The sequence below is a fragment of the Tritonibacter multivorans genome (assembly GCF_001458415.1).
Taxonomy (GTDB): Bacteria; Pseudomonadota; Alphaproteobacteria; order Rhodobacterales; family Rhodobacteraceae; genus Epibacterium; species Epibacterium multivorans.
In genome coordinates, this window is sequence record NZ_CYSD01000015.1 from 1 (window position 1) to 23,727 (window position 23,727).

Genomic DNA, 23,727 nt, shown 5'->3' on the forward strand with positions numbered 1-23,727 from the left:
GAAAACACGAATTGCAAGACGAATGCCATGATGGCACGTGCGGTCATCCGAAAACCTGAAATCCCGTGCTTTGTCCTGAACTCTCAGGTTCGCGTCGCCGATTGGGAACAGGTTTGCGGAACCCATCAAGGCCAGCAGCAAATACCAACACTGCGACCAAAGGCCGGACACAGGACTGTACTGACCAACCGCGCAACCAACGCATTTTTTTCTTGCAAAGCAGACGCCATCCACACAGGACAAACCCGCCTTTTGCAGGTGCGGCTTTTGCTGACGCAGAAACCGCTCGCATCTGCGACAGACGTTTCGCCACGTTGCAACCATTTTCGCCGAAGCGGTCTGCTGCCCTGCCAAAAAGGGCACCCGTGCAAACCGTCCGAACGCCGCATGATAGTCGGCAAATGGACGTCCAGTTCCTATAGACGTAATCACTGATCCTCGACACGCACAACAACCTCTATCGGAAGCAGATCGGTACCTTCTCCCTGAAAGCTGCCAGTTACCGGAGCGACTTGTGGTATGTTCCGCGCAACGGCGACCGGGATCAGGTTGGCCGACCCCACTGACCTGTTCGTTGGGTCGAACGGGATCCAACCGGCCCCGGGAACGAAGACTTCAACCCATGCATGCGTAGAGCCCGAGCCAGCAGATCCGAGCCGGTCATCACTGGGGTCGTAAAGATAGCCGGACACCAGACGTGCCCCGAATCCCAGCGTTCGTATAGCCTCGGCATAGAGGGCCGCAAAGTCGCGACACGACCCGTAGCCCCGGTTGAGGGTCTCGAGTGGTCCTTGCGTGCCTTCGCACTCGCGGCTCTGATATGCAATCTGCGCTGTGCTGCCATTGCTGACGTCCTTCAGGAGCGACAGCGTATCAGTTGGGCGTCATACCAGCGTCAGGAAGGGGTAGGCCTCGCGCTCCTTGCCACTCCCGTTCATCTTTTGCTTGCCATGAACAACCTTGGCGACATCTGGGGCGCTCATCGCTCGCATGAGAGCGCTGTAGGTCATGCCCATTTTCATCTCGGAGCCAACGGGCACGGTGGATTTGGCCGTGTCGACAACGGTGTGGTCGCTGGTCGCGCCGATGAACAAAACTCCTGAGGGAAACGTAAGGCCGCTTGCATTGGTGTCCTGCTGCCCGACAGCAAGGATTGTTCGGGCCCGGAGGTCATTGTTCCGAACCGATTTAAGCCTCCCAACCTCCGGAGCAATTGATCTGGTCGACAGTGAGATTGGTTTGAACCTTGTTTCGATCACCTCGGCAAAAAGGGCAAAGGCATCAGTATGAAGGCCAGAGATCGGATGCCCTGTTACGGGGTCGGTGCCCAATAGGATCGCCTCGCCCAGTCGGAGGTTGTTGACCCGCTCGGAGGAGCTTTCGCCAAGCGCCCATGGCAAATTGGCCGAGCCCCCCCCTGACACCAGCTCGACAAAAGGTCCACAGCCTCGTTCGACTTCTGCGGCAAGTCGCGAGAGCCTGACCATGTCACCATCCATAGGTGCCAAGTCGCTCATGCAGGCAAAGTTTGCAGCGATGCCTTTGAGAGCAACACCGGGTGTCGCTGTGACCCGAGTGGCGAAGTCGGTAAGGTCCTCTGGCAAAATACCTTCGCGCATATCTCCCATTTCGACCATCAAGATGACATCGTGCGAGGTGCTCTGTTGCTTGGCCGCTGCGCCAAGCTTCAGGATCGTGTCCATCTCCGTATTGTAGCTCGCGTCACAATACTGGATGACGTCTTCCATCTCGCTCACCATTGGCGCGCGGATCATTGAAATCGGGCAGGTGATCCCTGCTTTTCGCATCCGTACGACGTTTTTGATGCGTGCGTCTGCAAGCCCCGCAACGCCACCGTCCAACATGGCCTCGGCGATGTCAGGATGCCCGCAGACGGCCTTGGTCACGCCTGTGACCGAGATTCCGCGGGCGAACAGGCGACGGATGAGATACCGCGCGTTTGCCCGTATCTTGCCCAGATCGATTTCAACACGCGGCGAGGTCATTCAGCAGCCACGAGAGGTACCGGCCGCAACTGTGGAAAAGCGGCCAGGACCATGTCGCTCAGATGCACTTCTGGCCGGGTCAGCGCGTCCGTCACCGGAATGCCGAGGCTGCGAGAAAGACGGTTGATTGCACGATCGACCTCGGCGTCCTTCATTGCCTCGTGATTGAGTGTGATACCAATCACCCGTGTGTCAGCAAAAGCCTCAATCAGGGCGATTTCGCTTTTCGGCCCGGGCATCGGCATGGAAGGAAAGTCGCAACGGTGGGCCCGCTTGGGCGCATGTTGAAGAATAACGGCATGGGGCTGGCTGCCGCGTAGAATAAATGCCGACGTGCAAAAAGCCGGGTGGCTGAGCGCGCCTTGTCCTTCGATCAGGATGACGTCTGGTTCGTCGCCGCGAGACGCCGCAACGATTGCACGTTCAAGCTCCCCGCAGCAAAACTGCGGAGGCACCGCGTCCATGGCGATCCCATATTTTGCGCCCTGCATAAGCCCGGTTTGACCAGTGCCGACGAGGACGGTCTTGATCCCACACGCGTTCAGTTCCCTGGCCAGAATGGTCGCTGTCGTCCGCTTGCCGATTGCACAATCCGTTCCCAGCACGGCAATGCGAATTGCCTTCACCTCGGACACGCTTCCGTCAAACAGACGCATATCCTTGCTTGGTCGGGGTTTGCGGATATCACGGATCGTCACGTTGGCTGCGTTGGCTGCGATCGATATCTCGGGATCATCGCCTAGGTATTCATGCAACCCACTGACGATGTTCATACCAAGCGCGATTGCATCAAGCACGACCTCTCGATCTGAAAGGGATAACTTGCCCGTAGACGGAGCCATGCCGTAGATCAGGGTGTCGGGGATATTCACCTCTCGCGTCACCGCAGCTTCAAGATCTTCCACGATGGGGATCTGGTTGCAGATATCGTCAAGCACCAGCCCGCTGTCGCGCCCTTCAAGTTCGCTGTCTATGACCGAAAGCACGCGATAGGCTTGGCTGTGACGGACAAGCCCGTTTGCGGTCTTGCCATCGGTCTGCCCGAAGTTCCCCTCGCAATAGACAACCGCTGTCGGCACCCCTTTTGTCACTTCATTGGTGGTGTAAGCCCGATGGCGCGCAGACAGGTCGGGTGGCGCTTGCGGCCCCCTGATTGACAGTCTCGTCATCGACTTTTCTACATTGTCCGTTTCCACGATCATTCCTTTACCAAGCGTGTTGCCCCGGGTCCGATCGCATGAAACGGTCGGCCGGCTGCGTTTTGTTTCAATTTTGATTACGAAACTTAGTCGTTCAGGAGACATCGCCCCTGTGACCGCTGAAAATTCCTGTGGCACTCCCAGCCGTTTCCAGACCTGTCGAGATGCGCATTGTCGGGAAGATCGATCTCTGTGCAGCCGTTGTCGGTCTCTGCAAAGCCTCGATTGCATTTCCAGCCTTGACCATAACTTGCATCGTCAAAATAGGCATTCTCCGGGACAACAACAGCCTCACAGGTGTCGTCGCGTTCGTAATAGCCCCGCTCACATGTCCAGCGCTTCCCATATCCGGATCCATTCAGAAAGGCGTTCTCTGGGACGGCGATTGCGACGCAAGTGCCGCCTTCGACCTCATAGCCACGGTTGCACAGCCATGCCGCTCCATAGCCGCGGTCGGCCAAGTAAGCATTTGGTGGCAAATCGATTTCTAGGCAGCGGTCGTCAACCTGCATGTAGCCACGAAGGCAGCTCCAGCTCTTGCCCGACGGGTCGAGATATCCGCCATCGGGCACAATGACCTCAAGACACGTCGTGTCATCGACCTCCTGAAACCCGTGTAGACATTCCCAGCCTGCGCCATAGGTCCGGTTGGTGGCATAGGCGTTTTCCGGAATGATGATGGCCAGGCAGGCCTCTCCGTCAAGCCGGTACCCGCGATTGCACTCCCATCCCTCGCCATAACTTTTGGGCTGCGCATTCGCGGGCATCGGGGCAGACTGGGATTGGGCGAAAGACGGCGATCCGATCGCGATGAACGCGACAAGGGCGCGCGCAAGGACGTCCGTGCAAGACATCGTGGCGGGCACACCTACGGTGTCCTTGGATGAAACGGGCGACAGTTTTAGGTCATCACGACTCATCAAGGTCGAGACCTTCGATGCAGGCCTTTGCCAGATCGCGGTTCGGGCCATTTGATCCGGGCATCGTCGCCCAGCCGGCTTCCATAACAGCGTCGCGCCGCTTGAAGGACGATGCCTCGCGGATGGTCGCCAGCTTTGCAATGCGCTCGTTATCCGTGCGGTACATTTCGAGGCAGACGGGTACAAGTGCCGCGATTACTTCCTCTTGCGCCATCTTGTTGGCCATCTCCTCCGCACCGCCTCCGGTCATCCAGCCGCCCCAGGAAAATCCAACGATGCCGACAAATGCTGCCCCAAGGAGCGTGCCGTAGATGCCGGGTTTTAGCCATTCAGGTGTTGTCATGTCGTGTCCTTTTGCGGGGAAAGCGCCGCTTCGCTATTGTTGGATGTCTGAGAAAGAGCTCGATCACAGGCGATGGCATGCTCGAGGTCCTCTTTTGTGGTCATATGCATCGTCGTTTGACCCGCATTTCTGCCGCGTCTGCGAACCATCAGGTATGTCGCGATGCGCCGGTACGGCAACGCAGTTGCATGCACTCTAACCGGACCTTCGGGACGCAATGCTGATCGAGGTTAGCCCCCGCCCGGTTATTTTCTGTCAGGGTGAAAGCGAAAGCCATTTCGTGGCTTTAGACGCTTGGCAGCAGGTCTTCGCCTCAGCCTCACGCCGAAAGGAAACCCATGTCCGCCTCAGACGTTCTCCATCCGGATGGCAGTGACTACGACGCCTTCCTCTTCGCGGAAGTGGGGGAGGACCGAAATGGTGCCGCCGTGACGGTTTTGTCTGCGCTTGCGCGCCTTGACCTTGAGCCATGGACCGAGGCGCGTGAGCTTGCACGTCTGGCTCGGGAGGACGCGCAAGTTCGACTGACAAAGCACTTTGAAGCGGTTACCGACATTCCAGCGCTGGCATTGGCGAGCGAGGACAGAGCGGCAAAGCTGGTTTTATTGCTGCCAAAGCGCGCGCCGCTGCGCATTCCGCAATCACTCGAAACAGGCGCCGACCGTTTTCCAAACTTCCCAATCTCCTGGACAACGGCGGCCCTTGTTGGAGCCGTCGTTATGGCGTGGATCTTCTATCTGGCGCAGATAGGCTAACCTAGGTCAGTGCAAAGATGCCAAGAAAGCGGATAGGCAAATCAGGCCACCGAAAGGTTTGGTGGTCTTTTCCGAGTAGCTCAGAGGCGCAGGGTACAGGCAGTTCCTAAGTAGAACTGCATGTATTTCGCGCCTCATTTTTTGGGGGCTATCCAAGAAAGGGCTATTTAATGAGTGCCGAACATCAGACTGCGGAAAACCAGACTGCGCACTACATGGTCTCCGTCAAGGCTGCCTGGGACAAGGCACCCGAGGGCCCTAAGAAGGCCACGACGCCGAAAACGACGAAGAGGCACATACCGAGCGAAAGCAAGCAAGCCGCGCCCTGATGTAGTGTCGGGATGCCCGGGAAAAGACGACAGGGCCACCCATGACTAGGGCGGCCGTTTCACGGCAACAAAGGCCGCGACTGATCGAGATAGGCTGGATCGAAATCCGCCAAGGCGACCAGCCCCTCATAGTCATCGAACGTGACATGCCCGCCTTGAAACGTGACCAGCCCGGCTTCGCGGAGCTTTCGAAGGACGCGGTTGACGTGGATGGCGCTGAGCCCCAGCGCATCGGCCAGATGATACTGGGTGAGCGGACAGGCATAACCTTCCTTGCTTCCCATACCGACGAGCGACAGTCTCACGCCAAGCTCCAGCAGGAAATGCGCCATGCGCGCATCCGCATCGCGCCGCCCCAGCCCAACCAGATGCTCGACCACCATCGCCTCATCCCGCGACACAGCCCAGAGAACGGCCGTGGCCAGCCGGGGTGTCTCCGCGAAGGCTTGCAGAAGATCGCTTACCAGCACTTCCGCCGCCTCGATTTCGACAATGGGTTCGATCCCATGATCGGAGGTGTGCAAAAGCACGCTGCGCAGCCCCAGGAAATCCCCCGGTATCTGGAAATCAACAATCTGCCGCGACCCGTCAGCCTGAATCTTGTAAGAGACGACCCAACCCGCCGCCAGAATGTAAGCCGTCTGCTCGGACTGGCCCTGATGGACCAGATCGCGCCCCACAGAGAAGGATTTCCTCCGCTGATGCAAGCGCTCCAGAACAGCCAGTTCGATCTCCGACAGTGCAACGAACGCGGAGAGCTTTTGGGTGAGTGGACTGGCCTTGATGTTCATTGTCGGTCCCTCCCGAACCGGTGCAAATTCCCGGAAGCTTTTGGTGCTGAGACTGCTTTCGATCAGTACGAAATACCAAATTCTTTGTGAGGTTGTGACGATCACGGCCCAACCCGGTCGTTGGACAACGAACGAAAGTGGAATGCCCGATGTCAGACTTACAAGACCCCGCAGGCATGGCAGCCTTATCCATTTGCGAGGCCCTCCTGCTTGCCTTGCAAGATCACAATCTGCTGCCAGAACGCGAGATTGTGGGGATCCTCCGGGATGCAGCAGCCACCCACCAAAATGCCCAAGGTCCGGAAACAGAACGGAAATTGCACATGGAAACCGCCAAGCTGATCAATGAGATCATCCTTGGCGGCAACCTTTTAGGACGCTCGTAGTGCCACCCCTGTTACGCTGGATAAGAGACGCTTAAATGTATCGCCTCTCAACCCGTTTTGGGGTTGGTCGGCTCGGTCTTTGCTTCAGGAGGTCGTTTGGTTGCAGTCTGAGGTTTCGTATCTTGTTCTTGCGAGGCCTTTTTGTCGGCGGCCTCTTGCTTCGCCAAGTCGTTGAACGACATTCTGGCATTCCTTTTCGGGCTGCCAGGGTATCCAGCAGCTCGTGATCTTTAGGGGATAGAAGCCCACTTGGCAAAGGAAATACCGGCAAACAGATGGCCCGCACCTTGTAACCCGCCCGCGCGGTCCCCATATAGAGTTTGCTACTGACCTCCATTCGACCCCCTGTTTTCCTTTACCGGCTCACAGCGCTAGACACTGTTGTGAGAAGCCGGGCTGCCGCATGTCGTGGGCAGCGATCAACTAAGGAAAATTCACATGGCCAATGGCACAGTGAAATGGTTCAACTCCACCAAAGGCTTCGGCTTCATTGCACCTGACACAGGTGGCAAGGATGTATTCTTGCATATCTCCGCACTCGAGAAATCGGGCATGACTTCTCTGAATGACGATCAGAAAGTAACGTTCGATATCGAGTCTGGTCGTGACGGCCGCGAAAGCGCAATCAACATCGCGCTTGCCTGATCTTCTTTAAGGGGGCGCTCCTATGGGGCGCCCCTTCGCCAGACGGCAATTTGTTCTTATAGCTCTCCTCGGCTGCCGAGCCGCGCGGCTCTTTTGACCGGATTGGTAACCGCCGAACCGCCTCTAAGTAATGTCAATCGAAGGAGACCAGCCGGATGCCAGACTACACCGCGCCAAACAGAACAAATGCGGGGCGTGACCTCTTCAAGAGTATGTCGAAAAAACCGAAGGCCAAGGAACCCGCGAAGAAAGCTTCTATGGCGATCCGCGTGGGTGAATATGGCCGATATCAGATCAAGTCCGGGTATGTCGCGGGCGTATACACAGCCCGGGCCTTCCCAAAGCCGCCGACAAGGGCGCGAGGTCTGATTGCCGAGGCCACCGGTAAGACTGAAGAGGCCGCAATCACTTCATTGTATTCCGTCATCGACGCCCGTGAAACCCGCAGGGGCGAGGGTCGCAGGACAGATCCGAGCACAGGTGTTCAAGTCCCGACATCCGATGAATACGTTGAAGCGCTCAACTCTGTAGACCTGACAAAACCGCAGCGCGCTATGATGATGGCGTTATCGCTGGCGGCAGCAGACGGGCTGACAGAGGAGAGGGTTGCGACTGCAGGCAGCTACAAATCCACCGCCTCAGCCCAAAATGCGCTCGCGAGCGCGGGTCGAATGATTGCTGGGTTTCTGTCCTCAGAGACAGGGTCCAAAGCGCGTTCCACGCGTTTGGATGGAATAGCGCTGATTGGATTTTGCGGTGATCCCGGCCATGAAGAAAAGTCGGTGAACTGGATAATGCACTCCGAACTTTGCGCCGCCATCCGTATCGCAACTTAAGCCATTAGGGTTAGCCGTCAGGGTGATTGTCCACTTAGAGTTAGTAGCCACTTCAACAGAACTGATCTTGTCCGGTATGGCAAAGGCGAGCGGCATCAGCCGCTCACCCTAATGCTTAAAGGTCAATTTTTTCGGCGATACTCAGAGCATCTTCGAGTTCTACTCCCAAGTAGCGCACCGTGCTGTCGACCTTCGTATGTCCTAGTAGAAGCTGAACCGCGCGCAGGTTACCCGTTTTCCGGTAGATCTCAGCAGCTTTGGTTCGGCGAAGCGAAGGCGTTCCGTATCCGCTTGGTTCCAGACCAATCGACGTCACCCAATCGTGCACCAACCGGCCATACTGACGGGTTGAGATATGCGGGCGATTGTGAAAACGGCTGGAAAACATGAACGAGCAAGCCCACATCCCGGGTGACTTGACCCAAGCCAGGACAGTTTCCCTAGTGTTTTCCGTTAGTTCAAACTGAACAGGCCGCTTGGTTTTGCTCTGAATGACCGAAACCCGTTCTTGGACGCGGTGCTCTTTGACCAGATCGTCCACAGAGAGCCTGACCAGATCACATCCACGTAGCTTGCTGTCGATGGCAACGTTAAATAGCGCCAGAATGCGAAGGTTGTTCGCCAGTTCCAGTCGCGCTCGAATGGCCCAAACCTGTTTTGGTAGCAGCGGTCGCTTCTGGCCGATGATCCCCCCCTTGTTCCAGGCTTTACGTTTCGGGGTGACAGCAGGAAGTTGGACTCGTGGCATGATTTGCCCTCCTTGCCGCCCTCCTAACCCAAGCATCAGCACCACGCTGACGTTGGAATGCTACTCGCAAACTTGATTGCATCTGACCTGCCGCCTGTATGTTTGTGCTCCAAACTAATAGCAGCCCGAATGAATGGCCTGATTCACCGTCACCTGCGCGCGCCAAAATCCAAGTGCCCGCAGCAATTTCTGTGCTGCGTGCGCGCACAGCGAGGAATCATTACTTCCGCTGTGGGCTCGAAGCTGCCATTCTCCGCGCCGCAGGGGGGGGCGGGATTTCACCCTTCGTCGCAATAGCCCCCTTTTTCATCCCGTTAGCAGTCGGGCAGGTCGCCCATGGCCTCGCGCCAGTGATAGCGGCAGAGCGAGACATAGGTTTCATTGCCGCCGATCTGGACCTGATCGCCTTCGGTCAAGACGCGGCCCTGATCGTCCATGCGCACGACCATGGTGGCTTTCTTGCCGCAGTGACAGATGGTGCGCACTTCGCGCATCTCGTCTGCCAGCGCCAGCAGCGCGGCGGAGCCTTCAAACAGATTGCCCTGAAAATCCACCCGCAGCCCGTAACACAGCACCGGCACCCGCAGGTCGTCCACTGCGCGGGCCAGCTGCCAGACCTGATCTTTGGTCAGGAACTGTGCCTCATCAATGAACACGGCCGCCACCCGGCCCTGATCCAGACGTGCTTTGATTTTCACCTGCAGATCGTCGCCGGGGCGAAACACATCCGCCTCTGCGTCGATGCCGATGCGTGAGGCAATGCGCCCTTGTCCGGCGCGGTCGTCAATGCCTGCGGTCAGCAGATAGGTGTCCATATTGTTTTCGCGGTAGTTGTGCGACGCCTGCAGCAGCACCGTCGATTTACCGGCGTTCATGGTGGAGTAGTGGAAGTAAAGCTTGGCCATAGGCGCGGTTTAGCGATGCTGGCGATTTCTGGGAACCGGAAAAATGCAACCGATCCTGGCTGCGGGGGGGCTGTGATCTCTGTGCACAAGGTTTGCACACGTCTGCGCTGAGCTTTGTGAGGAAAAAACTCCCTGCGGTCGCAGCCACCCGAAAAACCGGGACACACGGCCATGACCAGCAGGGAGGAACACAGCCCCAAATAGGGGCCTGATCCGGACTGTACCCAACGCAAAACGCCCGGATTACCCAACGGAATGCACTCGGAAAACCACTTCCGACACATAACGAACGCCAACTTTCACCGCCGGGTCTGGTTTTAGAATTGCGTTTAATATAAAGCGAGTTAATGGGAATTAACCTTCCCGCTTCCCCTTGGTTGATGTCTGAGGGGGCTGGCCCGAAGATCCGGGGATGGATAAAAGGTGCAAACTCCGACGTGGGGGCGGCCTGAGACGGCACAGAAGGTTGCTTGCGCGTTGGGCGCTGCCCGTAGCAACGGCGGCACCAATCGAGTGGAATAGGTAAAAAGGTCATATGGCAGACATTGGGACATATCTGAAGAAACATACCGAGGCCCTGGTCAAGGACGTCGGTATTGAAGCAGCTTGCAAGATCACCGGGAAATCCAAAGCGACCCTGGGGCGGTATTATTCCGACAATGCAGAACATGCCGATCGCTTTATCCCTGTGGATGCGGTTGCCCGTCTGGAAGGGGCCTCGTCGTACCCTCATGTGACGTCTGCCCTGGCCGACCTCAAGAATATCACCCTGTCATACAATGGCAAAAACGCCGACAGCGAGGCGCGGTCTGGTGGCGTCAACAGCGATGTGATTGCGCTGAGCCGCCGGTTTGCACAGCTGATGAGCGAATATCAGGATGCGATCGAAGACGGTGTTATCTCCGTCAATGAAGCCAAGCGTCTGCTGCGCGAAACCGTGCTGTTGCAGCAGGTGCTGCTGGATATGAAACTCCATCTGGAGGAAGGCAGTGTCTGAAAGCGAGGTTGGGTCAAATTCGGTGACAGCTGAGACACCGGATCTGAGCGAACTGCCGGCTGTGGTCAGCGAAGCGCTTCAGCCGATTGACGTCGATATGCTGGTCGCCCCGGGCGATCCGCGCCATGCGCCGCGTATTCTGCTGCTTTATGGGTCCCTGCGCGATGTGAGCTATTCCCGCCGTGCCGCCGAGGAATCCGCACGGATCCTGCGTGCCTTGGGCTGTGAAACCCGCATCTTTGATCCGGCGGGTCTGCCGTTGCCGGATGATGCGGGCGCGGACAGCCACCCCAAGGTCAAAGAGCTGCGCGAATTGGCGATCTGGTCCGAGGGCATGGTCTGGTCCAGCCCGGAACGTCATGGGGCTATGACCGGTCTGATGAAGCTGCAGATCGATTGGCTGCCGCTGTCGGTACAGGGCGGCATTCGTCCGACCCAGGGCAAGACGCTGGCGATTATGCAGGTCTCGGGCGGCTCGCAGAGCTTCAATGCGGTCAACCAGATGCGCATTCTGGGCCGCTGGATGCGGATGGTGACGATCCCGAACCAAAGCTCGATCCCCAAAGCCTGGCTGGAGTTCGACAAGGAGGGCCGTCTGCCCGAAGGCCCGTTCTATCGTCGCGTGGTTGATGTGATGGAAGAGTTGGTAAAGTTCACCTGGCTGGTGCGTGGGCGCAAAGAGTATCTGGTGGATCGCTACTCGGAACGGGTTGAGACTGTGGAAGAGGTTCACAAACGGGTGTCTCAGAAAAGCTGAGCGGCTGGGACGGTATGTGTGAATTGAAAGGGCAGGTCAGGGATGGCCTGCCTTTTGTGTTGTGCCGGTTGCTGCTTGGGTGTTTGGGGCCGCAAGGGGTGCGCCTGTGGCGCGGTTGGATGCCTCCGGCGGGGATATTTGAAAAAAGATGAAGTTCGCACCGGTCCACGCCGTGGCAAACGACGTGGGGCGTCGTTTGAGGTGCGAACGGGCGGAGCCCAACCGGTCCGCGCAGCGGCAAGCGACGTGGGTCGTCGCTTGCGGGGCGCGGGCGGAGCCCTGCCGATCCACGCGGTGACGGGGGGCTGCCGGGCGTTTGTGCTCGGAAAGCAAAAAGCGCCACAGTCTGCGGCGCTTTTCCAGGGGTGGTCTTTGGGCGGTTAGGCGCAGCGGCGCAGAATGACTGAGCCCACGGAATAGCCTGCGCCAAAGGAACAGATCAGGCCAAGGTCTCCGTCGCTCAGGTCGTCGCTGTACTGCGAGAAGGCAATGATCGACCCGGCCGAGGAGGTATTGGCGTAGTGCTGCAGGATATTTGGCTGCTCTGCGGGCTCGGGCGTGCGGCCCAGAACTTTTTTGCCAATAAAGTCGTTCATCGACTTATTGGCCTGATGCAGCCAGAGGCGTTTCAGTTCATCCGCTTGAAGACCTTCGTCCATCATATGGTTGGTGATGTGCTGGCTGACCATGGGCAGCACCTCTTTGAACACTTTGCGGCCGTTCTGCATGAACTGCATGTCGCGGCGGTCTGAGACGCCATCGGGGCGCGAGCGGCGCAGGAAGCCGTTGTTGTTGCGGATATTGTTGGAAAATTCGGTTGCGCAGCGGGTCGAGAGGACTTCGAAATGCGCGCCTTTGGCGTCTTCCTTGCGTTCGATCAATGTGGCGGTGGCCACATCGCCAAAGATGAAGTGGCAGTCGCGGTCGCGCCATTCCAGATGGCCCGAACAGATCTCTGGGTTCACCACAAGGGCCGCTTTGGCCGAGCCTGCGCGGATCATATCGGCGGCGGCCTGAATGCCAAAGGTCGCCGAAGAACAGGCGACGTTCATGTCAAAGGCAAACCCTTTGATGCCCAGAAGTTGCTGGATTTCCACGGCAATCGCCGGGTAGGCCCGTTCCATGTTCGACGCGGCACAGATCACCAGATCGACGTCTTCGGCGGACTTTCCCGCCTGAGCCAGTGCTTTTTTCGCGGCATCCACGGCCATTTCGGCCATAATGCCCGGCTCGTCATCGCTGCGCTGACGCAGTTGCGGGTGCATCACAGCAGGGTCCAGCACGCCGGCTTTGTCCATGACATAGCGGCTTTCAATGCCGGAGGCCTTGAGGATGAACTCCTCCGAGGAATATTGCAGGGCCGTGCGCTCACCTGCTGCAATGGCCGCGGCGTGGGCTTCGTTTTCGCGGTCCACATAGGCGTTGAACGCGGCAACAAGCTCTGCGTTGGTGATGCTTTCGGAAGGGGTGTAGACCCCGGTGCCGGTGATGGCAGCTGTGTACATGATAGCGTCCCAAGTTTTCGGAAGTGCCGCATATAAGGGCGTTTTGCGCAGAGAAGGTCAAGGGGAGGGGGGCTCATGCCCTTACGGCAGTTGGGGCGAGGGGGCTTTACTATTTTGTGAGTTGGACTATTTGGGTTGCGGGACATGACCTTAGGTCCAATTATGGCGATAAGGTTAAATCAACTCTGGCGGGCATTTCGATGTCTGAGGCGGGCAAACGGCTGGATGGGGTCGTTGGCAACAGCCACAGCAGCAGGACACAGGCGCGGTTTTTTTCTGCCTGCGACGTGATTCTGCGGCAAAGGTCAGGGACGGGGAAACCCAGTGCCGTTTTTGTGGTCGCTGCGACCAGATGGCTGGGAATGCCCACTCTACAATATATGCCGCCCGGGCGGGTGACGGCGCAGACGCTTGTCGAAACAGCCAAGAGGCTGTTTTATGAGGTTTGAGAGCTTGCCCTTTGGTCAATCGCGCCGCTTTTGCGGTGTCATGGCTTTTGGGGGGCGCGAAAACTTCACATGGCCACAATAAGATCGGGGTCGGACGTGCCCGAACCCGACATGGAGAACGAGAATGACATTGAAGCCGATCGTTTCGATACTGGCGACCGTGGCGACCCTGTTGCCTGCAGCCCTTTGGGCGCAGGAGGCAGACAGCGCTCCGAAGCCGCCCAAAGCAGCCAAGCTGATGACCGCTGATGGCGGGCGCACCGTGATGGAGCGCCAGTTCTTTGGGCAGGTGGCGGCAAAGGAAACCGTGGATCTGGCCTTTCAGGTTGGCGGTCAGGTGTTCAAGCTGCCGGTGAACGAAGGCCAGCTGATCCCCGAAGGCGCGCTGATCGCGGAACTGGATCTGGAGCGGTTCGATCTGCAACTGGAGCAGGCGCAGCTGCGCAAGGAACAGGCCGATCGCACCAAGGCCCGGAACGAAAAGCTTGCAGGCACCGTCAGCCAGGTGGCGATTGACGACGCGGAGACCGAAGCCAAACTGGCAGATGTGGCGCTGCGCAATGCGCAGACCGATCTGGCCCATGCGACCCTGAATTCTCCCTTCAATGCACTGGTCGCGCGCCGCGAGACGGCCTTGTATTCCACCGTGGCGGCCGGGGCACCGATTGCACGTCTTCACGATATGAGCGAGCTGCACATTGAAATCGATGTTCCCGAGGTGCTGTTTCAGCGCGCGGGCGAAGATGATGAGCTGACGCTGACGGCTCAATTCCCCGGCTCCGCCAAGGAATACCCGGTTGAGATCCTCGAATACGCGGCCGAGGCATCGGCAGTGGGGCAGACCTACCGCGTGACCCTGAAAATGGATCCGCCGGATGATCGTCAGATCCTGCCGGGGGCCTCGACCACCGTAAAGGTCAAGGTCGACACTGGTCTGAAACACATCTCTTTGCCGGCAACGGCCATTGTGCCCAATGCGGCCGGCGAAGCAGGCGTCATGATCTTTGCGCCCACCGGCGCGGAAGAAGGAACTGTCACCTGGACCGCGGTCGAGATCGAGCCCAACCAGTTCGGCAGCTTCTATGTCACCAGCGGCCTTGACGCGGGCCAAGAGGTTGTCGCCACAGGTGGTGCGGCCATGACCGATGGTGAAACCGTGCGCCGGTTCACCGGCTTCACGAACTGAGGCGGCCCTGATGGATATTGCACGCGGTTCTATCGAACGGCCCCTTTATACGTGGCTGATCATGCTGATCGCCCTGTTCGGGGGGATCTGGGGCTTTATGACGCTGGGGCGTCTGGAAGACCCGGCCTTCACCATCAAAGAGGTGATCGTCATTACACAATACCCCGGTGCCACAGCCGAACAGGTGGCGCTGGAGGTCTCTGAGCCCCTGGAAAGCGCCATCCAGAAGATGGAAGAGGTGGATACGATTACCTCGACCAACCGGCCTGGGTTCTCGCGCATCAATGTGGAATTCAAAGACACCTATGACGGCAATGAGCTGCCGGAAATCTGGACCAAGCTGCGCGCGCGGGTCAGGGATGCGGCGCGAGGGCTGCCTTCTGGCGCAACCCAGCCGATGGTCAATGACAGTTTCGGCGATGTGTTTGGCATCTTCTATGCGGTGACCACGCCCGGTTTCTCGGATGCCGAAAAATACGAGCTGTCGACCTATCTGCGGCGTGAATTGCTAACCGTCAGCGGTGTGGCGGATGTGGATGTGTCCGGTGTTCCGAACGAGACGATCTATGTCGAACCGGATATGGCACTGACCACCAATCTGAATATGTCGGTGCAGACGATTGCCAATGCGATTGCGACTTCGAACTCTGTGACGCCTGCGGGTGAGTTGCAGGCTGGGCCGCTGAAGACCCGCATTCAGACGCCGGAAGGCTCTGACTCCGTGTCGGAAATCGCAGGTCTGACGGTGGGGTCGCAAGGTGAGACGATCAATGTGATCGACGTTGCCAATGTGACCCGCGGCCGCGAAGTCGACCCGTCGCTGTTCATTCGCTATCAGGGCGAAGAGGCGTTCACGCTGGGCGTGTCGGGCGTTGCCAATGAAAACATTGTCGATGTGGGCCACCGGGTGGATGCCAAACTGGCGGAGCTGGACAGCCAGATCCCCTATGGCGTGGAGCTGCACCCGATCTACCAGCAGCACCTTGTGGTCGAAGAGGCCTCGAACAACTTCCTGGTGAACCTGGCCGCATCTGTGGCCATTGTGATCGTGGTTCTGGCGATCTTCATGGGCTGGCGCGCGGCTGTGGTGGTGGGGGTGACCCTGCTGTTGACCGTGGTTGGCACGCTGCTGTTCATGGCGCTGTTCTCGATCGAGATGGAGCGCATTTCGCTGGGCGCGCTGATCATTGCGATGGGCATGCTCGTGGACAACGCAATTGTTGTTGCCGAAGGCATGCAGATCGCCATGCACCGGGGCAAAAATTCGCGCGATGCTGCAACCGAAGCCTCGGGCAAAACGCAGATCCCGCTCTTGGGGGCGACCGTCATTGGCATTATGGCCTTTGCCGGTATTGGTCTCAGCCCGGATGCAACCGGCGAATTCCTGTTCTCGCTCTTTGCGGTGATCGGCATTTCGCTTCTGCTGTCCTGGCTTCTGGCCCTGACTGTGACGCCGCTTCTGGGGCATTACTTCTTCAAGCAGGGCGATGGCGACAGCGACGAGGCTTATAACTCGATGCTGTTCCGGGTCTATGGCACCGTTTTGCGGGCGGCGCTGAAGCTGCGCTGGCTGGTGGTGGCCGGCCTGGTTGCGGTGACGGTTGTCTGTTTTGCGGGCTTTGGCATGCTGAAACAGCAGTTCTTCCCCAACTCCAACACGCCGTTGTTCTTCGTGCATTTCAAACTGCCGCAGGGCACCTCGATCGAGACCACGTCGGATCATATGAAGGTGTTTGAGGACTGGCTGGAGCAGCGCGAGGATGTGGTGTCGGTGGCGACCTTTGTCGGCCAGGGCGCGACGCGGTTCATGCTGACCTATGCCGCGGAACAGGCCAATCCCAGCTATGGGCACCTGATCATCCGCACCGAAGACATTGACGCGATCCCGCCCCTGCGGGCGGATCTGGACGCCTTTGGCCGCGCACAGTTCCCCGAAGGGGAGTTCCGCACCGAGCGTCTGGTCTTTGGTCCCGGTGGCGGCGCGCCGATCGAGGCGCGGTTCTCGGGTCCGGATCCTGCAGTGCTGCGCGCGCTGGCAGAACAGGCCATGGTTGCGCTGGATGGGGCATCAGACAATGTGCTGAACATCCGTCAGGATTGGCGCGAACAGGAACTGGTGCTGAAGCCGATCTATGCAACCGACCGCGCTCAGACCGCCGGCGTCACCCGCGAGGACATTTCCAACGCGATGGAGTTTGCCACCAATGGTCTGACGACGGGCGTGTTCCGCGAACGCGAACGGCTGATCCCGATTGTCATGCGCCAGCCGCACAATGGTGAATTCAACCTGATGAACCAGGTGGTGTTCTCCTCTGCGGCGGGGTCGTTTGTTCCGGTGGAGCAGATGATTGATGGCATGGGGTACGAGGTGGAAAACACCCTCGTGCACCGTCGCGAGCGCGTCTACACCATCACCGTGGGGGCGGATGTGACCGCAGATGTCACGGCAGCCACGGTCTGGAACGAGGTCAACAGCGCCATTGAGGCGATTGACGTGCCTGTGGGCTATCAGATGGAGTGGGGCGGCGAGCATGAGAACTCTGCCAATGCCAACGCCTCTCTGGGCAAGCAGTTGCCGCTGTCGCTGTTGATCATGGTGCTGATCTCGGTGCTGCTGTTCAATGCGATCCGTCAGCCGATCATCATCTGGCTTTTGGTGCCGATGAGTGTGAACGGTGTGGTCATCGGTCTGATGGGCACAGGCCTGCCCTTCACCTTTACTGCCCTTCTGGGTTTGCTGAGCCTGTCTGGCATGCTGATCAAGAACGGCATTGTTCTGGTGGAAGAGATCGACATTGTCCGCCGCGACGAGGGGCTGCCCCTGCGCGACAGCATTGTGAAGGCCTCTGTGTCGCGTCTGCGTCCGGTGATGCTTGCGGCGGTGACCACGATCCTTGGTATGGCGCCGCTGATGGGGGATGCGTTCTTTGTCTCCATGGCGGTGACGATCATGGGCGGTCTGGCGTTTGCCACAGTGCTGACCATGGTGGCTGCGCCGGTGTTCTACCTGATCTTCTTCCGCGGCGTGGAACGTCGCGAGCAGAAGGCTGCCGTGGCAGCCGCCTAAGCCTGCCTAGAAGCTTGTGACAACCAAAAAAGCCCCGGGACATTCCCGGGGCTTTTTATGTGTCCGCTGTATCTGTCCATTTGGGGTCAGATCAAAGGCACCAAAGGCACGTCACAGGCGGCAAGGGTCAGAAGTGCAAGGAAGAGGGCAATTCGGGTCATGTCAGGCTCCGGAAATGAGACACCTCCAGTTTTGCCGCTGTTGTGCAGGCAAGCAAATGAAAGTTCCTTTCATTTGCGCCTTCCGGGGGGAAGGGCTGGGGCCGCGCGGGCCTTTGGCCCGCGCGGCCCCAGCCCCGGTCGGATCGCGAAGCGATCCGAAACCGCTTTGCTGTCGCAAAGAAAAACGCCCCCAAAAGGGGGCGTTTCTTTCCTTCGACACGATGGAAGCGCTTAAGCGCTCCGTCCGTTCGCTTCTGAGGTCCTCTCCCAGAGGGTCTCCAAGACGAAGCTCACCCTTGCAGGCTTTTTACTTCCACTTCGCCTTCAGCCTGCGCTTTGATTGCGCGGGCGGCAGCATGAGCGCCAGCTGCGGTGGTGAAGTAGGGGATCTTGTCATAGAGCGCCACTTCACGCATCGGCTTGCTGTCCTCAACCGCTTGTGCGCCTTCGGTGGTGTTCATCAACAGCTGCACGCCGCCATCCTTCAGCAGGTCGACCACGTTCGGGCGGCCTTCATAGACCTTGTTGACAACGCCGCATTCCACGCCCTGACCGTCAAGCCAGGCCTGGGTGCCGCGGGTTGCGATCAGTTTGAAGCCCTGCTCGGTCAGGATCTTGGCCGCGTCCAGCATATCGGCGGTTTTATCCGCGTCCTTGATGGTAATAAACGCGGTGCCTTCCGACGGCAGCACCATGCCTGCGCCCATCTGCGCCTTCAGGAAGGCACGGGCGAAGGAGCGGTCCCAGCCCATGACTTCACCGGTGGAACGCATTTCCGGGCCAAGGATGGTGTCCACACCCGGGAAGCGGGCAAAGGGCAGCACGGCTTCCTTGACCGAGAACCAGGGCATATCCGGGTCCGCCAGCGTCATCGGGTCGGCCATCGGCGTGTTGACGTCATAGCCCGCGTCCTCGCCGTAAGGCGGGCGTGTCGGGAAGTTCGACAGCGGCTCGCCGGCCATGACACGGGCGGCGATCGATGCGATTGCACTGTCGGTGGCTTTGGCGACAAAGGGCACGGTACGCGACGCACGCGGGTTGACCTCGATCAGGTAGATTTCGTCATCCTTGATCGCGAACTGCACGTTCATCAGACCCACCACATTCAGCGCCTTGGCCAGCGCATGGGCCTGCACCTTGATGCGGTCGATCACGTCTTTGGACAGCGAATAGGGCGGCAGCGAGCAGGCGGAGTCACCGGAGTGGACGCCCGCTTCTTCAATGTGCTGCATAATGCCTGCCACATGGACTTCATTGCCGTCGCACAGCGCATCCACATCCAGTTCCACCGCACCAGACAGGTAGCTGTCCAGCAGGACGGGGCTGTCGCCGGACACAACAACCGCCTCGTTGATGTAACGGCGCAGCTGGTCCATGTCGCGGACGATTTCCATCGCGCGGCCACCCAGAACGTAGGACGGGCGAATGACCAGCGGGAAGCCGATCTCCTCGGCGATTTTCAGCGCCTGCTCGTCGGTGGAGGCAATGCCGTTCTTCGGCTGCGTCAGACCCAGATCGTTGACCAGCGCCTGAAAACGCTCGCGGTCTTCGGCCAGGTCAATCGCGTCCGGGGTGGTGCCGAGGATCGGGATACCTTCGGCCTCCAGCGCGTTGGCCAGTTTCAGCGGGGTCTGGCCGCCGAACTGAACGATCACACCGTGCAGCGTGCCGTTTTCCTGTTCGGTGGTCAGGATCTCCATCACGTGTTCAAACGTCAGCGGCTCAAAATACAGGCGGTCCGAGGTGTCATAATCGGTCGACACGGTTTCGGGGTTACAGTTGATCATGATCGTCTCGTAACCCGCGTCGGTCAGCGCGTAACAGGCGTGACAGCAGCAGTAGTCGAACTCGATCCCCTGACCGATGCGGTTTGGGCCACCCCCCAGGATGACAACCTTTTTGCGATCCGACGGGCGTGCCTCGCATTCCACTTCACCCATCATCGGGGTCTCGTAGGTGGAGTACATATAGGGGGTCTGCGCCTCAAACTCGGCAGCGCAGGTGTCAATGCGTTTGAACACCGCGCGCACGCCAAGGTTCTGGCGGGCACGGCGGACGTTGCCTTCTTCACGACCGGTCAGAGCGCCAAGGCGGGCATCGGTAAAGCCCAGCATTTTCAGCGCGCGCAGTTCGCCTTCGCGAACCGGCAGGCCGTCTTTGCGGACGTCACGTTCGGCCTCCACGATTTCGCGGATGCGGGACAGGAACCAGGGGTCAAATTTGGTGACGCCGTGGATTTCGTCGTCCGACAGACCGTGACGCATGGCTTGCGCGATGGTGCGCATGCGGTCCGGGGTCTGCTGGCTGATCGCTTTGATCACGGCGGCTTTGTCTTCGCCACCAACGCTTTCCCACAGGCCTGCGGTCACACCGGGGATCTCGACCTCGTCAAAACCGGTAAGGCCGGATTCCATCGACGCCAGCGCTTTTTGCAGGCTTTCGTGGATGGTGCGGCCGATGGCCATGGTTTCACCCACGGACTTCATCGCGGTGGTCAGGTAAGGCTCGCTCCCTGGGAATTTCTCAAAGGCGAATTTCGGGATCTTGGTGACGACATAGTCGATTGTGGGTTCGAACGATGCCGGTGTCACGCCGGTGATGTCGTTGTCCAGCTCGTCCAGTGTGAAGCCAACCGCCAGTTTCGCCGCGATCTTGGCAATCGGGAAACCGGTCGCTTTCGATGCCAGCGCGGAAGAGCGCGACACACGCGGGTTCATTTCGATCACAACCATACGGCCATCGTCGGGGTTCATCGCCCACTGCACGTTGGAGCCGCCGGTTTCCACACCGATCTCGCGCAGAACCGCAATCGAGGCGGTGCGCATCATCTGGTATTCTTTGTCGGTCAGGGTCAGGGCAGGGGCCACGGTGATCGAATCACCGGTGTGCACGCCCATCGGGTCGACGTTTTCAATGGAACAGACGATGATCGCATTGTCCGCTTTGTCGCGGACCACTTCCATCTCGTATTCTTTCCAGCCCAAGAGGCTCTCGTCGACGAGGATCTGGTTAACCGGCGAGGCATCCATGCCGGTGCGGCAGAAGTGGATGTAGTCTTCGCGGTTGTAAGCCACGCCACCGCCGGTGCCGCCAAGGGTAAAGGCGGGGCGGATAATGGCGGGCAGGCCGATGTCTTCGAGCGCTTCCAGCGCGATGTTTACACCTGCGTCCAGATCGGCAGAGCCGTTTTCGCGGGTCGGTGCAGTCACGATGGTGGCGCGCGGGTTTTCAAGGCCCAGACGATCCATCGCTTCGCGGAACAGTTTGCGATCTTCCGCCATTTCAATGGCTTCGCGTTTTGCGCCGATCATCTCAACGCCGAATTTTTCCAGCACGCCCATCTCTTCGAGTGCGAGAGAGGTGTTCAGGCCGGTCTGACCGCCCATGGTCGGCAAGAGCGCGTCGGGGCGTTCTTTTTCGATGATCTTGGCGACAACCTCGGGGGTGATCGGCTCAATATATGTCGCGTCCGCAAGGCCCGGATCGGTCATGATCGTCGCCGGGTTGGAGTTCACGAGGATAACGCGGTATCCTTCTTCGCGCAGCGCTTTACAGGCCTGTGCCCCGGAGTAGTCAAACTCGCAGGCCTGCCCGATCACGATGGGCCCCGCCCCAATAATCATAATCGATTTGATATCGGTTCTCTTCGGCATGTCAGGCTTCCTTCGATGGCAGTGCGGGCGTTTGCGGCGCGAGGATAGGTCTTTGGAGCGGCACCAACTGAATCGGCGACAGGCTGGTGCCAAATTGTCCTGCGTTATAGGCAGCCGGACGAAAGGTGCAAGTAGTATCGGGTGCGATCTGCAATTTGCCGTTTTCAGCCCTTTCACGAGGCGCACAAACCGCTATATGGCAGGTCAGATTAGAATTTGGAGGTCCAGCGCGTGCTGATCCGCTTTGACAGAGGTCCCGATGGAACCGCGCAACGCTTTGCGGGCGCGACCCGTGTGATCACCGCATGGGAACCGGATGAGGCACGTACCGCGTTGGCCGCGATCGAGGCCGCGCGCGCCGAAGGCGCCTGGGTTGCGGGCTATGCAAGCTACGAGCTGGGCTATGCGCTGGAACCAAAGCTGGCGCATCTGATGCCTGAAGACCGCAAGTTGCCGCTGTTGCAGTTTGGGGTCTACGACGGCCCCGTGGCCGACGCGCCCGTTGTCGCGGGGGAGGCGGGGTTTGGCCCGGCGCGCCCCAAATGGGACGAAGCGCGCTACACGCAAGCCTTTGATCAGGTCAAAGCCTATATCGGCGCGGGCGATTTCTATCAGGCGAACCTGACCTTCCCGATCGAGGCCACGGCCGAGGGCACGCCAGAGGCGCTTTATGCCGCGCTGCAAGCACGCCAGCCCGTGGGCTATGGCGCCTTGATCGAACAGGAGGGGCTGCCTGCGATCCTGTCGCGCAGCCCAGAGCTGTTCTTTCGCACAACAGCGGACGGCGTGATCGAAACCCGCCCGATGAAAGGCACGCAGCCGCGGTCCAAAGACCCGGTCGAGGACGCCAAGCGCCGCGATTTCCTGCGTCAGGACGAAAAGAACCGCGCCGAGAACCTGATGATCGTGGATCTTCTGCGCAATGACATCAGCCGCGTGGCGCGCACCGGGTCGGTGCATGTGCCGGAACTTTTTGCGGTCGAAAGCTATGCCACTGTGCATCAGATGGTGTCGCTGGTCCGGGCCGAGCTGGCCTCGGGCAAGGGTCTGGACGCGATCTTTGAGGCGTTGTTCCCCTGCGGGTCGATCACCGGCGCGCCCAAGATCCGGTCGATGGAAGTGATCCGTGAACTGGAACCCGAGGCGCGCGATATTTACTGCGGCAGCATTGGCTGGGCCGCACCTGATGGCCGCAGCGAGTTCAATGTGGCGATCCGCACGGTGATGCTGGACGGCGATCAGGCGCGCTTTAACGTCGGCGGTGGGCTTGTCTGGGACAGCACCGCCGCATCGGAATATGAGGAGGCGCTGTGGAAAGCCCGGTTCGCACAGATCACCAATACCGCGATGCCATCCGAGACGATCCGGACTTCCGCCTGATCGAGACCTTCGGGTATCACCCCGGTCAGGGCATCGCGCGGCTGGATCTGCATCTGGCCCGGATGCAGCGCAGCGCAGCGGCGCTGGGGATTGTCTTTGACCCGTCCGCTGCAAGGGCAGCGCTGGAGCCGGTAAGAGGCGCGGACCGGCTGCGCTGCCGTCTGACCCTCTCTGCATCGGGTGGGTTTGATCTGACGCTGGCGGCTTTTCCCGTGCCGATTTCGGTCATGCGGTTCAAGATTGCCGATACGGTACTGGATTCGCAGGATGTCTGGTTGCAGCATAAGACGACCCGTCGTGCGCTTTATGATCAGGCGCGGGCCGAATTGCCTGCGGGGGTGGAAGAACTGGTATTTGTCAACGAACGTGCAGAACTGTGCGAGGGCACGATCACCAATCTTGTGCTGACAACACCGGAGGGCGACCGTCTGACCCCTCCGCTGCACAGCGGATGCTTGCCGGGGGTCTTTCGTCAAAGCCTGCTGGAGTCGGGTTGGGTCCGCGAAGCCGTCCTGCACCCTGACGATCTGAGGGCGGCGGCACATTTGGAGCTCACCAATTCGCTGCGCGGTGCGACATCTGCTCAATGGCTGGCGAGCGCGCGCTCTTAACAGGCGGTGCGCCCAGCCACGGACGGGGGCTCCCGCCCGTCGCAGGATCGCTGGCGCGATCCGCTCCCGTTGGGCATGGCAGCGCGCCTGCGGCGCGC

At 59.3% G+C, this 23,727-nt stretch carries 22 protein-coding genes; 11 read left to right on the forward strand and 11 right to left on the reverse strand.

Features of this window, described 5'->3' with window-relative positions; genetic code table 11:
• The coding region (locus TRM7557_RS20150; protein WP_207382623.1) for a hypothetical protein at nt 1-435 on the forward strand (435 nt) is incomplete at its 5' end.
• On the opposite strand, the gene TRM7557_RS19720 is transcribed toward TRM7557_RS20150, so the two are convergent.
• Genes TRM7557_RS19720 through TRM7557_RS05125 form a run of 5 tightly spaced genes read right to left on the reverse strand, consistent with a single transcriptional unit; the run spans nt 429 to nt 4,468 of the window.
• Nucleotides 429-869 (reverse strand): transglutaminase-like domain-containing protein, encoded by a 441-nt coding sequence (locus TRM7557_RS19720; RefSeq protein ID WP_083401113.1) that lies wholly within the window; start codon nt 867-869, stop codon nt 429-431. The genes TRM7557_RS20150 and TRM7557_RS19720 overlap by 7 nt on opposite strands.
• A 15-nt stretch (nt 870-884) precedes the next feature.
• Nucleotides 885-2,006 carry an alanine/ornithine racemase family PLP-dependent enzyme gene (locus tag TRM7557_RS05110; protein WP_058289151.1) on the reverse strand — a complete coding sequence of 374 codons (1,122 nt, stop codon included), beginning with the start codon at nt 2,004-2,006 and terminating at the stop codon, nt 885-887.
• Nucleotides 2,003-3,343 (reverse strand): DUF1611 domain-containing protein, encoded by a 1,341-nt coding sequence (locus tag TRM7557_RS05115; RefSeq protein WP_235811397.1) that lies wholly within the window; start codon nt 3,341-3,343, stop codon nt 2,003-2,005. The genes TRM7557_RS05110 and TRM7557_RS05115 overlap by 4 nt, the downstream gene beginning before the upstream one ends.
• Nucleotides 3,292-4,125, reverse strand: a complete 834-nt coding sequence (locus TRM7557_RS05120) for a hypothetical protein (protein ID WP_074941974.1) — start codon at nt 4,123-4,125, stop codon at nt 3,292-3,294. Before TRM7557_RS05120 ends, TRM7557_RS05115 begins: the two co-directional genes overlap by 52 nt.
• Entirely contained in the window at nt 4,115-4,468 is a 354-nt protein-coding gene (locus TRM7557_RS05125) for a hypothetical protein (protein ID WP_058289153.1), read from the reverse strand. The genes TRM7557_RS05120 and TRM7557_RS05125 overlap by 11 nt, the downstream gene beginning before the upstream one ends.
• Nucleotides 4,469-4,806: 338 nt before the next feature.
• On the opposite strand from TRM7557_RS05125, the gene TRM7557_RS05130 reads away from it, so the two are divergent.
• On the forward strand, nt 4,807-5,223 hold the full coding sequence (locus TRM7557_RS05130) for a hypothetical protein (RefSeq protein ID WP_058289154.1): 417 nt from the start codon (nt 4,807-4,809) through the stop codon (nt 5,221-5,223).
• A gap of 388 nt (nt 5,224-5,611) precedes the next feature.
• On the opposite strand, the gene TRM7557_RS05135 is transcribed toward TRM7557_RS05130, so the two are convergent.
• Nucleotides 5,612-6,343, reverse strand: a complete 732-nt coding sequence (locus TRM7557_RS05135) for a Crp/Fnr family transcriptional regulator (protein ID WP_058289155.1) — start codon at nt 6,341-6,343, stop codon at nt 5,612-5,614.
• A 149-nt stretch (nt 6,344-6,492) separates the two neighbouring features.
• On the opposite strand from TRM7557_RS05135, the gene TRM7557_RS05140 reads away from it, so the two are divergent.
• Complete coding sequence (locus TRM7557_RS05140) at nt 6,493-6,729, forward strand: hypothetical protein (RefSeq protein ID WP_058289156.1); 237 nt, start codon at nt 6,493-6,495, stop codon at nt 6,727-6,729.
• A gap of 47 nt (nt 6,730-6,776) precedes the next feature.
• Here the strand turns inward: TRM7557_RS05140 and TRM7557_RS20350 are convergent, their stop codons facing one another.
• Nucleotides 6,777-6,911, reverse strand: a complete 135-nt coding sequence (locus TRM7557_RS20350; RefSeq protein WP_268873708.1) for a hypothetical protein — start codon at nt 6,909-6,911, stop codon at nt 6,777-6,779.
• A gap of 256 nt (nt 6,912-7,167) precedes the next feature.
• Here TRM7557_RS20350 and TRM7557_RS05145 point away from each other — a divergent pair, with 256 nt between their 5' ends.
• Nucleotides 7,168-7,374: a cold-shock protein gene (locus tag TRM7557_RS05145; RefSeq protein WP_058289157.1), complete on the forward strand. Its 207-nt coding sequence runs from the start codon at nt 7,168-7,170 to the stop codon at nt 7,372-7,374.
• A gap of 155 nt (nt 7,375-7,529) precedes the next feature.
• Entirely contained in the window at nt 7,530-8,210 is a 681-nt protein-coding gene (locus TRM7557_RS05150; RefSeq protein WP_058289158.1) for a hypothetical protein, read from the forward strand.
• Nucleotides 8,211-8,325: 115 nt separating this feature from the next.
• Here the strand turns inward: TRM7557_RS05150 and TRM7557_RS05155 are convergent, their stop codons facing one another.
• Together TRM7557_RS05155 and TRM7557_RS05160 are read right to left on the reverse strand one after the other, a co-directional pair.
• Nucleotides 8,326-8,958, reverse strand: coding sequence for a tyrosine-type recombinase/integrase (locus TRM7557_RS05155; protein ID WP_058289159.1), 633 nt, complete (start codon nt 8,956-8,958; stop codon nt 8,326-8,328).
• Between the two features lie 314 nt (nt 8,959-9,272).
• Complete coding sequence (locus tag TRM7557_RS05160) at nt 9,273-9,863, reverse strand: thymidine kinase (protein ID WP_058289160.1); 591 nt, start codon at nt 9,861-9,863, stop codon at nt 9,273-9,275.
• A gap of 535 nt (nt 9,864-10,398) precedes the next feature.
• Between TRM7557_RS05160 and TRM7557_RS05165 the strand changes: the two genes are divergently transcribed.
• Entirely contained in the window at nt 10,399-10,860 is a 462-nt protein-coding gene (locus tag TRM7557_RS05165) for a hypothetical protein (protein ID WP_058289161.1), read from the forward strand.
• A 22-nt stretch (nt 10,861-10,882) separates the two neighbouring features.
• Complete coding sequence (arsH, locus tag TRM7557_RS05170) at nt 10,883-11,617, forward strand: arsenical resistance protein ArsH (protein ID WP_058289244.1); 735 nt, start codon at nt 10,883-10,885, stop codon at nt 11,615-11,617.
• A 380-nt stretch (nt 11,618-11,997) separates the two neighbouring features.
• Here arsH and TRM7557_RS05175 read toward each other — a convergent pair whose 3' ends face one another.
• Nucleotides 11,998-13,122, reverse strand: coding sequence for a beta-ketoacyl-ACP synthase III (locus tag TRM7557_RS05175; protein WP_058289162.1), 1,125 nt, complete (start codon nt 13,120-13,122; stop codon nt 11,998-12,000).
• A gap of 573 nt (nt 13,123-13,695) precedes the next feature.
• Here TRM7557_RS05175 and TRM7557_RS05185 point away from each other — a divergent pair.
• Both TRM7557_RS05185 and TRM7557_RS05190 read left to right on the forward strand, forming a co-directional pair.
• Complete coding sequence (locus TRM7557_RS05185) at nt 13,696-14,757, forward strand: efflux RND transporter periplasmic adaptor subunit (protein ID WP_058289164.1); 1,062 nt, start codon at nt 13,696-13,698, stop codon at nt 14,755-14,757.
• Between the two features lie 10 nt (nt 14,758-14,767).
• Nucleotides 14,768-17,824 carry an efflux RND transporter permease subunit gene (locus TRM7557_RS05190; protein WP_058289165.1) on the forward strand — a complete coding sequence of 1,019 codons (3,057 nt, stop codon included), beginning with the start codon at nt 14,768-14,770 and terminating at the stop codon, nt 17,822-17,824.
• 451 nt (nt 17,825-18,275) lie between these two features.
• Here TRM7557_RS05190 and carB read toward each other — a convergent pair whose 3' ends face one another.
• Nucleotides 18,276-21,638, reverse strand: a complete 3,363-nt coding sequence (gene carB / locus TRM7557_RS05195) for a carbamoyl-phosphate synthase large subunit (RefSeq protein ID WP_058289166.1) — start codon at nt 21,636-21,638, stop codon at nt 18,276-18,278.
• 231 nt (nt 21,639-21,869) lie between these two features.
• Here carB and TRM7557_RS05200 point away from each other — a divergent pair, with 231 nt between their 5' ends.
• On the forward strand, nt 21,870-23,018 hold the full coding sequence (locus TRM7557_RS05200; RefSeq protein WP_058289245.1) for an aminodeoxychorismate synthase component I: 1,149 nt from the start codon (nt 21,870-21,872) through the stop codon (nt 23,016-23,018).
• Entirely contained in the window at nt 22,949-23,629 is a 681-nt protein-coding gene (locus TRM7557_RS05205; protein WP_058289167.1) for an aminotransferase class IV family protein, read from the forward strand. Before TRM7557_RS05200 ends, TRM7557_RS05205 begins: the two co-directional genes overlap by 70 nt.
• The last annotated feature ends 98 nt before the right edge of the window (nt 23,630-23,727 follow it).